Origin of the sequence: Burkholderia sp. E168m23 (assembly GCF_016586125.1) — a bacterium.
Taxonomy (GTDB): domain Bacteria; phylum Pseudomonadota; class Gammaproteobacteria; order Burkholderiales; family Burkholderiaceae; genus Burkholderia; species Burkholderia orbicola.
The window spans coordinates 1-6,758 of the sequence record NZ_BCPP01000325.1 but is presented as its reverse complement, the minus strand read 5'-3'; the positions used below and the strand labels follow the sequence as shown (position 1 = coordinate 6,758).

General features: G+C 69.3%; 7 protein-coding genes. 6 read left to right on the top strand and 1 reads right to left on the bottom strand.

Annotation, left to right across the window (positions count from 1 at the left end):
- Positions 1-76: 76 nt before the first annotated feature.
- Positions 77-1,939: an ExeM/NucH family extracellular endonuclease gene (locus tag JMF90_RS17775; RefSeq protein WP_011548206.1), complete on the bottom strand. Its 1,863-nt coding sequence runs from the start codon at positions 1,937-1,939 to the stop codon at positions 77-79.
- A gap of 206 nt (positions 1,940-2,145) precedes the next feature.
- Between JMF90_RS17775 and JMF90_RS17770 the strand changes: the two genes are divergently transcribed.
- The 6 genes from JMF90_RS17770 to JMF90_RS17745 form a co-directional block, all read left to right on the top strand.
- Positions 2,146-2,499 (top strand): YciI family protein, encoded by a 354-nt coding sequence (locus JMF90_RS17770; protein ID WP_011548205.1) that lies wholly within the window; start codon positions 2,146-2,148, stop codon positions 2,497-2,499.
- 125 nt (positions 2,500-2,624) lie between these two features.
- A complete protein-coding gene (locus JMF90_RS17765) occupies positions 2,625-3,044 on the top strand; it encodes a YciI family protein (protein ID WP_011548204.1) in 420 nt (139 codons plus the stop codon).
- A 26-nt stretch (positions 3,045-3,070) separates the two neighbouring features.
- Entirely contained in the window at positions 3,071-3,487 is a 417-nt protein-coding gene (locus JMF90_RS17760; RefSeq protein ID WP_006479494.1) for a VOC family protein, read from the top strand.
- Positions 3,484-4,752 (top strand): RNA polymerase sigma factor, encoded by a 1,269-nt coding sequence (locus JMF90_RS17755; RefSeq protein WP_011548203.1) that lies wholly within the window; start codon positions 3,484-3,486, stop codon positions 4,750-4,752. Before JMF90_RS17760 ends, JMF90_RS17755 begins: the two co-directional genes overlap by 4 nt.
- A gap of 254 nt (positions 4,753-5,006) precedes the next feature.
- On the top strand, positions 5,007-5,429 hold the full coding sequence (locus tag JMF90_RS17750) for a rubrerythrin family protein (RefSeq protein WP_006479492.1): 423 nt from the start codon (positions 5,007-5,009) through the stop codon (positions 5,427-5,429).
- Positions 5,430-5,553: 124 nt separating this feature from the next.
- Positions 5,554-6,758, top strand: a 1,205-nt coding sequence (locus JMF90_RS17745) for a heterodisulfide reductase-related iron-sulfur binding cluster (protein WP_201325272.1), incomplete at its 3' end; no start/stop codon positions are given.

The window sequence follows — 6,758 nt, the reverse complement described above, 5'->3', positions numbered from 1 at the left end:
TATGGCGTCGCCAGGGGCGTCAGGTAAATAGTGCCATTGCAGGTTGGACGCTGATGCAAATGCACTACTCGACGCGTCATCGATGCGCACGATTTGTGCCCGGTGCCGGTTGCGTGGCGGCGTCGTCCAGCGCGACGTCGATGACGACGGGATCGTGGTCCGACGAGCGGTAGGCGTCGGGTGCGTAATAAGCCGATCGTTGCGCGGACGTTTTGTAATCGGGCACGGGTTGCAAGACCACCGGTTCGTCCGCGTTGATGTGCCAGAACCGCACGGCCTTCACGCGCGCGGCGAGCGCCGGCGTGGCAAGCGCATGGTCGAGATTGCCGGCTTCGCCGCGAAATACGTAGCTGTACGCAGCATCGCCGACGAAGCGCACAACCAGGTTCGCGTAGCCGCGCGCTTCGAGCGTGCGAAGCGGGTCTTCCTTCGCATAACTGTTCAGATCGCCGATCAGCAGCACGCCGTCGGCCGCGATGCCCGTCGGCGAGGTGGCGAGCCAGTCGGCGACGCGTGCGGCCGCCCGCGTGCGCGCCGCGTTCCAGCAGCCCTGGCCGTCGGACTGGTCGAGATTGGCGCCGCTCGCATGCGGGCAGTTCTTCGACTTCAGGTGATTGACCGCGACGGTGAACGTGCGTGTGCCGTCGATGCGCCGGAACGTCTGCGCGAGCGGCGGGCGGTGGCGGCCGCCGAGTGCGACGGTGACGGCGCGCCCGACCGGCTCGACCGTGCGGCTGTCGTACAGCAGCGCGACCGCGATCGCGTCGCGGCCCAGCCGCGCCGTGCCGGGATCGACCGCGCGCCAGCCGTCGCCGAGTTGCGCGGCGAGCCGACGGATGGCGCTCGTGTCGCCGTGGCCGTTGTTCGCGATTTCCATCAGCCCGATCACGTCGGCGCGCAGCGCGCGCAACGACGCGACGATCTTCGCTTCCTGCCGCGCGAACGCGGCGGGCGTTTTCGCGCCGCGGTTGCCCGGCGCGTCGAATCCGCCGCCATGGCCGTCGCCGTTGAAATAATTGAAGACATTGAACGACACGATGCGCACGTCGGCATCAGGATGTCGGGCCGGTGGCGCGGGACGCGGGTTCGCCGCGGCATCGAACACGGGCGCCGCGCCGGCCACCGGTTGCAGCCGCCATGCGCCGTAGCGCCATTCGAGCACGCCTTCGACGCCGCGTACGGTGGTGCCCGCGCGCAGCGTGTTGGCGGCGCTTAGCGCGGGCGGCGGATAGCGGACGGTCGCCGGGTCGCGGCGGCTCGAGCCGTCGTCGAGCACGATGCGGTTCAGTGCGTTGGCCGCGGCCTGCGCGGCAGCGTCGGCCGGCGGCGCGACCTGGGTCGGCACGCGCAGCCGGCCGTTGCTCAGCACGATGCTGCCGTAGCGACCGAGTGCGTAGGTATCGCTGACCGTCAGCGTTTGCGGCAGGCGTACGCGCATGGCTTCGTGCGCGGCCAGGACGGCAAGCGACGCGACGGGCAGCGTGAGCGTCGCCGGTGTGACCGTCTGCCCGCGTGCGCAAACGGCCATGCGGCTCGTCAGCGTGAATTGCGTCCGGCCGTATTTCTCGTCGACCTTGCCGGTCAGATGCACGAGGTCGCCGGGCGTCGCGCGCGTGTTCGGTGCGTAGACGAACAACCCTTCCGGGACGCCCGGCCGGCGCTGCCGCTGCGCGTCGGCCTGCTGGACGAAGAAGCCGCCCAGGCCGTCGGCGCCGCCGAACGCCGCGGTGACGACCGCTTCGATCGACGTCGTTTGCCCGGCGAGCGGCGACGGCCCGCCGCCGCGCCGGAGCTCGGCAATCGCCGTGGCCGCACCGCCGCAGCCGCTGCTGACCGGCAGTGCAGCGGCGGCGGCCGGCGGGGCGAGGAGCGCCACGGACAGCACGGCGGACAACACCACGAACAGCGCAACGGCAGAGAGGGGAAGCGGGCGTGACATGAGACGGTCCACAGGATGAAAATCCGACAGTTCGGGACCGCATCTTGAAGGCAAAATGTCAGGCTGCGGCCGAAATGGCCGTCCGGCCAGTGCCGGTTGGCCAACGATGCGGCAAGCCGCTCGGCGGCTGTTACGCTTTCGCACCGGGCGTCGTGTGCCGCTCGCCCGGCGCATGTCGCCGCGCCCCGTCCCCACAGGAGAAATCCATGTCTTACATGCTGTTGATTGTCGAACCGACCGAACAGCGCGCCGAGCGCACGCTCGACGAAGGCCAGGCGCTTTATGCGCGGATGGTCGATTTCGCCGAGTCGCTGAAGGCGCGCGGCGTGCTGCGCGGCGTCGAGTCGCTGGAGCGGTCCGAACGCGGCACGCGCGTGCAGGTGCGCGACGGCGAGACGCGGCTGCTCGACGGCCCGTTCGCCGAGGCGAAGGAGATGGTCGGCGGCTTCTTCCTCGTCGACGTCCCCACGCGCGAAGAAGCGATCGAGATCGCGCGCCAGTGCCCGGCCGCGCAATGGTGCACGGTCGAGGTGCGCGCGGTCGGCCCGTGCTTCCTGTGAACGTCGCGACTCGGTATTTACCCTGATTTGTCGTGGCGCGTGTCGATCCGGCCGTCTTTCGTCCGTCGTCCGGATAAGGCGCCGCGGAACGGGCGCCGCCTTCCACCGACGACAAGGAGTAAACGATGCGATTCATGATCATGATCCGGGCGAACGCCGTCAGCGAATCCGACGCGTTGCCGGACAACCGGCTGGTCGAGGCCATGACGGTCTATCACGAGGAACTGGCGAAGGCCGGCGTGCTGCTCGACGCCAACGGCCTGAGGCCGAGCGCCCACGGCTGGCGGGTGCGCTACACCGGCGGCAAGGGCACGGTGATCGACGGCCCGTTCGCCGAAACGAAGGAACTGATCGCCGGCTATACGCTGATCCAGGTGCGCTCGCGCGACGAGGCGCTCGAATGGACGCGCCGGTTCCCCGCGCCGTTCGGCGCCGAGCTCGATTGCGAGATCGAGGTGCGGCCGCTGTTCGAGCTCGACGACCTCACGCCGAGCGACGCGGTCGAGCGGTTCCGCGATCTCCACGTCGGCCGCAGCCACGCCTGAATCCAACCTCACCGGGAGCACCCGTCATGCACAAGATGGTTTTCATCAACCTGCCGGTAGCCGACCTGCCGCGCGCGAAGACGTTCTACCAGGCGCTCGGCTTCGAGGTCGTGCCGGCCTATACCAACGAGCAGGCCGCGTGCATCCAGATCAGCGACACGATCTTCGCGATGCTGCTCGTGCGGCCGTTTTTCCAGACCTTCACCGACAAGACCATCATCGATCCGGCGACGCACATCCAGGTGCTGTCGTGCCTGTCGTGCGACAGCCGCGCCGAAGTCGACACGCTCGTCGCGAAGGCGCTGGCGGCCGGCGGGGCCGCGCCGCAGGCGCCGCGCGAGTACCCGAACATGTACGGCCACGGGTTCACCGATCCGGACGGCCATACGTGGGAGCTGATGGCCATGCCGCTGGATGCGTCGGCCCAGGGGCAGGCGTCGTGACGCATGAGGCGACGCATCGTGCGATCGAAGCGGTCTGGCGAATCGAGGCGCCGAAAATCATCGCGCGGGCCGCGCGGGTGGTGCGCGACGTCGGCGTGGCCGAGGAACTGGCGCAGGACACGCTCGTCGCGGCGCTCGAGCACTGGCCCGTCGACGGCGTGCCCGACAACCCGGCCGCCTGGCTGATGACGGCCGTGAAGCGGCGCGCGCTCGACCGGGTCCGGCAGGAGTCGCTTCATGCGGCGAAGCGCGACCAGCTCGGCCACGAGATGGACGCGCTCGAGGCGCACGTCGTCCCCGACATCGCGGACGCGATCGCCGATGCGGGCGACGACGACATCGGCGACGACCTGCTGCGGCTGATCTTCACGTCGTGCCACCCGGTGCTGTCGACCGACGCGCGCGTCGCGCTGACGCTGCGGCTGCTCGGCGGGCTGACGACGGGCGAGATCGCGCGCGCATTCCTGACGCCGGAGCCGACGATCGCGCAGCGGATCGTGCGCGCGAAGCGCACGCTCGCGGCGGCGCACGTGCCGTTCGAGGTGCCAGCGGCCGATGCGCGGCCGGCGCGGCTCGCGTCCGTGCTCGAAGTGATCTACCTCGTGTTCAACGAAGGCCATGCGGCGACTGCCGGCGACGACTGGATGCGTCCGGCGCTGTGCGACGAGGCGTTGCGCCTCGGCCGCGTGCTGGCCGGGCTGGCGCCGGACGAAAGCGAAGTGCTCGGGCTCGTCGCGCTGATGGAACTGCAGGCGTCGCGCATGCATGCCCGCGTCGACGCGCAAGGCCGGCCCGTGCTGCTGCTCGACCAGGACCGCAGCCGCTGGGATCCGTTGCTGATCCGGCGCGGCCTCGCGGCGCTGGAGCGGGCGACGAAGCTCGGCGGCGTGCGCGGGCCGTATGCGCTGCAGGCCGCGCTCGCCGCGTGCCATGCGCGTGCGCGACAGGCGGCGGACACGGACTGGGCGCAGATCGTCGCGCTGTATGACGCGCTCGCCGAAGTCGCGCCGTCGCCGGTCGTCGAACTCAATCGCGCGGTGGCGGTGGGGATGGCGTTCGGGCCGGCCGCGGCGCTCGAACTCGTCGACGTGCTGCGCGACGATCCGGCGCTCGCGCGCTATCACTGGCTGCCGAGCGTGCGCGGCGATCTGCTCGCGAAGCTCGGCCGTGCCGACGAGGCGAAGCTGGAGTTCCGCCGCGCGGCGGAGTTGACGCGCAACGAACGTGAGCGCGAGTTGCTGCTCAAGCGTGCGATGGATGCGTGACGCGCTGCCGTATGACGCATTCTCTATGACGCACGACGCACGACGCACGACGACCGCGCCCAGTCCATCTTCCCGGCCGTCCGCCCACCGCCCGCGCAGCACACTATCGCCCGCATTGAAAAAGCCTATTGGGGGATGCGAACTTGAGCGCCTAGATTGAAGAGCACGATGCGCGCCCGGTGCATGCATCGTTCCCCACATATCTGATCGGCCCGGCGTCGCACGCGGCCGCGCCGACTCGAACGGAGGCGCAAATGGCTCAGCTCAAGGGCAGCAAAACCGAAGAGAACCTGAAGGCCGCATTCGCGGGCGAATCGCAGGCGAACCGGCGCTATCTGTATTTCGCTTCGAAGGCCGACGTCGAGGGGCAGAACGACGTCGCCGCGCTGTTCCGCTCGACCGCCGAAGGCGAAACCGGCCATGCGCACGGCCATCTCGAATATCTGGAAACCGTCGGCGATCCGGCCACCGGCTTGCCGTTCGGTTCGTCGCGGCTGAATCTCGAATCGGCGATCGCCGGCGAAACGCACGAATACACCGACATGTATCCGGGCATGGCGAAGACCGCGCGCGACGAAGGTTTCGACGAAATCGCGAACTGGTTCGAGACGCTCGCGAAGGCCGAACGCAGCCACGCGAACCGCTACACGAAGGCGCTGGACAGTCTCGTCGACTGACGGGCCGCCGCGCGGCCTCCCGGCAGCGCCGCGTGACCGGCTCGCGGCCGGCTGTTCGTTCCGTCGCCGCCCGCACCGTGCGGGCGGTGCGCTTGCGCACATGCGCGCCACGCGGGAGCGCCCCATGCCCCACAAGGAAGGCAGTCTCGAAGCGCCGACCCGGCATCCGCTCGACTGGCAGTCCGAAGCGTTCTACGACCAGGCGGCGATTGATGCGGAAATGACGCGCGTATTCGACATTTGCGCCGGCTGCCGGCGCTGCGTGTCGTTGTGCGGCGCGTTCCCAGCGCTGTTCGACCTGGTCGACGACACGCCGATGGGCGACGTCGAGGAAGTGCCGAAGGCCGCGTTCGGCAAGGTCGTCGACCAGTGCTATCTGTGCGATCTCTGCTACATGACGAAATGTCCGTACGTGCCGCCGCACGCATGGAACGTCGATTTCCCGCACCTGATGCTGCGCGCCAAGGCCGCGCGCTACAAACGCGGCGAAGCGCCGCTGCGCGACAAGGTGCTGTCGAATACCGATGCGCTCGGCCATTTCGCGGGCATTCCGGTCGTCACGCAGACGATCAACGCGGTGAACCGCACGCCGCCCGCGCGCCACGCGCTCGAAGCGGCGCTTGGTGTCGATCGCCATGCGTGGCTGCCGGAATTCGCGCCGCGCACGTTCCGGCGCGCCGCCACGCGCTCGGACGACCCGCCCGTGCGCGACGGCGAACGCACGCCCGGCAAGGTCGCGATCTACGCGACGTGCTACGTGAATTTCAACGAGCCGGGAATCGGCCACGACCTGCTCGCGATCCTCGCGCACAACGAGATCCCGTACGAACTCGTCACGCGCGAAGCGTGCTGCGGGATGCCGCTGCTCGAGCAGGGCAATCTCGACGGCGTCGCCGCGAAGAAGGCCATCAACATCCCGGTGCTCGAGCGCTACGCGCGCGAAGGCTATGCATTGATCGGCGCGATTCCGAGCTGCGTGCTGATGTACAAGAGCGAGCTGCCGCTGATGTTCCCCGGCGACGCAGCCGTGCGCGCGGTGGCCGACGCGTTCTGGGACCCGTTCGAATACGTGATCGCGCGGCACCGCGACGGGTTGCTCAAGACCGATTTCAAGACCGGCCTCGGCACCGTGTCGTATCACGTGCCGTGCCACGCGCGCGTGCAGAACATCGGCCGCAAGACGGCCGATGCGCTGTCGCTGGTGCCCGATACGCGCGTGAACGTCGTCGAGCGTTGCTCCGGCCATGCGGGCACGTTCGGCGTGAAGAAGGCATTTCACGCGGACGCGATGCGGATCGGCGCGCCGGTGTTCAAGGCGATGGCCGAGCC

Bases quoted from the DNA above. Each gene is read 5' to 3' on its own strand.
- JMF90_RS17750 (WP_006479492.1), top strand. From the start codon at position 5,007: ATGGCTCAGCTCAAGGGCAGCAAAACCGAAGAGAACCTGAAGGCCGCA.
- JMF90_RS17760 (WP_006479494.1), top strand. From the start codon at position 3,071: ATGCACAAGATGGTTTTCATCAACCTGCCGGTAGCCGACCTGCCGCGC.
- JMF90_RS17775 (WP_011548206.1), bottom strand. From the start codon at position 1,939: ATGTCACGCCCGCTTCCCCTCTCTGCCGTTGCGCTGTTCGTGGTGTTG.
- JMF90_RS17765 (WP_011548204.1), top strand. From the start codon at position 2,625: ATGCGATTCATGATCATGATCCGGGCGAACGCCGTCAGCGAATCCGAC.
- JMF90_RS17770 (WP_011548205.1), top strand. From the start codon at position 2,146: ATGTCTTACATGCTGTTGATTGTCGAACCGACCGAACAGCGCGCCGAG.